The sequence below is a fragment of the Mycolicibacterium austroafricanum genome, from assembly GCF_000612725.1.
Lineage (GTDB): Bacteria > Actinomycetota > Actinomycetes > Mycobacteriales > Mycobacteriaceae > Mycobacterium > Mycobacterium austroafricanum.
On sequence record NZ_HG964453.1, the window covers coordinates 417,342 to 419,724 of the forward strand.

Below are 2,383 nucleotides of genomic sequence, written 5' to 3' on the forward strand. Positions count from 1 at the left end.
TTCCCAGGCGGTGATGCCGCCGTCGAGGATGTGGACGTTGGTCAGGCCGGTGTTGCGCAGGGTTTCTTCGGCCTGGGCGGCGCGTTGGCCGGAGCGGCAGACCAGCACGACGTCCTGGTCGAGGTGGCCGATGATCTCGTCGCGGTGTTCGCGCAGCAGGTCCAGGGGCACGTTGTAGGCGCCGTTGATGTGGGCGGTTTCGAACTCGCCGGGGGTGCGCACGTCGAGCACCCGCGGCGGGGTGGCCGAACCGAGCATCTGGTGCAGGTCGTGGGAATCGATGGTGGCCGGAGCGGTCATGGCTTGTCCTTTCGAAGGGGTTCGGTACGGGTGCACCCCGGAGGGGGAGCCCATACCGGCGGGGGTATGTTAAGCGACATGCTACACATACCCCCGGGGGTAAATGCAAGGGCCGAGCGCGAGGGGAATTCAGATACCCCCTAGGGTACTTGACATACCCATAGGGGTATAGGCACAGTAGACGTCAGAAAGCCTGACCCGCCACCGAAACGAGAGGACTATCGAGATGAAGTTCATCCAGTACTACTTGGATTGCTTGTCGCATGCGTCGTACCTGATCGCCGACGAGACCACCGGTCGTGCGGTGGTGGTCGATCCGCAGCGTGATGTGGCCGAGTATCTGGCTGATGCCAAGGAGTTCGGCTACAGCATCGAGTTGGTGATCGAGACGCACTTCCACGCTGATTTCCTGTCGGGGCATTTGGAGTTGGCCAAGGCCACCGGGGCCCAGATCGTGTACTCCTCGGTCGCTGAGACCGAGTTCGAGTCGATGGGTGTGGCCGACGGGCAGATCTATTCGCTGGGGGAGGTGACGCTGAAGTTCCTGCACACCCCTGGGCATACGCCGGAGTCGTTGAGCATCGTGGTCTACGAGCACGCCGACGACGAGGTGCCGTATGGGGTGTTGACCGGGGATGCGTTGTTCATCGGTGACGTGGGCCGCCCGGATCTGTTGGCGTCGATCGGGTTCACCCGGGAAGAGTTGGCCGACAAGCTCTATGACTCGTTGCACACCAAGTTGATGACGCTGCCCGATGCCACCCGGGTGTATCCGGCTCATGGTGCGGGTTCGGCGTGCGGGAAGAACTTGTCGACGGATCTGTGGTCGACGATGGGGGAGCAGAAGGCCACCAATTATGCGCTGCGCGCCCCGGACAAGGCCACGTTCATGGAGTTGGTGACCGAGGGTCAGCCGCCGGCACCGAGCTACTTCGTCTACGACGCGATCCTCAACCGCAAGGACCGCGAACTGCTCGATGAGACGAAGATGCCCGCCGCGATGAGCTACGAGCAGGTCCGCGACGCGGTCAAGGCCGGCGCGGTGCTCGTCGATGGGCGCAACCCCGAGGAGTTCGCGTTGGGGCATCTGCGCGGTGCGGTCAATATCGGGTTGGAGGGCCGGTATGCCGAGTTCGCCGGGTCGGTGGTGCCCACCGATGTCGACATCGTGTTGTTCACCGAGCCCGGCCAGGAGCTCGAAGGTAAGACCCGGCTGGCGCGGATCGGGTTCGACCGGGTGATCGGTTATCTGGAGCGCCCGTTCGAGGCGATGCTCGACCACCCCGACGAGGTGCAGGTGGCGTCGCGGTTGACGGCCAAGGCCTTCGATGCGCGTGCCGCCGAGCTGGCCGATCTGCAGATCGTCGATGTTCGCAACCCGGGTGAGGTGGCTGCCGGGATGATCCCGGACGCGGTCTCGATCCCGGTGGGTCAGCTGCCGGCCCGGTTGGGTGAGCTGGACCCAGCGAAGCCGACGGTCGTGTACTGCGCCGGCGGGTACCGGTCCTCGGTGGCCGCGAGCCTGCTGCGGGCCCACGGTTTCGCTGATGTCAGCGACATCCTGGGCGGCTACGGCGCCTGGGACGAAGCCCACCAAAACGCCTGACCCCCAACGAGAAACACCCGAACACCTGAACGCCTGAAACGGCACGAGAAACACCTGACCGCCTGAACGCCTGACCGGCACGAGACACGAGAGAAGCAGAACAATCATGACCACGGGTAAGCACAAGATTCTGATCGTCGGTGGCGGGACGGCCGGTATCTCGGTCGCGGCGCGGCTGCTGCGTAAGGGGCACACCGATGTCGCGGTGATCGAGCCGTCGGAGGTGCACTATTACCAGCCGTTGTGGACGCTGGTCGGCGGGGGTCAGGCCAAGGCCTCGACCACCGCCCGGGCTGAGGCGTCGGTGATGCCCAAAGGGGCGACCTGGATCAAGAACGCGGCCGCGCAGGTGGATCCGGACAACAACCGGGTGGTCTGTGTTGACGGGGCGGACTACGGCTACGACGTGCTCGTGGTCTGCCCCGGTATCCAGTTGGACTGGAACCGCACCGAAGGACTGGCCGATGCGGTCGGTAA

Annotated in this window: 3 protein-coding genes; 2 read left to right on the forward strand and 1 reads right to left on the reverse strand. The window is 64.6% G+C overall.

Features of this window, described 5'->3' with window-relative positions:
• A partial coding sequence (locus BN976_RS33795) for a rhodanese-like domain-containing protein (RefSeq protein ID WP_199558957.1) occupies positions 1-300 on the reverse strand: 300 nt, incomplete at its 3' end.
• Positions 301-526: 226 nt separating this feature from the next.
• Here BN976_RS33795 and BN976_RS15795 point away from each other — a divergent pair.
• Positions 527-1,906: a rhodanese-like domain-containing protein gene (locus tag BN976_RS15795; protein WP_036371871.1), complete on the forward strand. Its 1,380-nt coding sequence runs from the start codon at positions 527-529 to the stop codon at positions 1,904-1,906.
• A gap of 106 nt (positions 1,907-2,012) precedes the next feature.
• Positions 2,013-2,383: FAD-dependent oxidoreductase (locus tag BN976_RS15800; RefSeq protein ID WP_036371874.1), on the forward strand; the 371-nt coding region annotated here is incomplete at its 3' end.

Coding starts and splice junctions, on each gene's coding strand:
- BN976_RS15795 (WP_036371871.1), top strand. CDS start 527: ATGAAGTTCATCCAGTACTACTTGGATTGCTTGTCGCATGCGTCGTAC.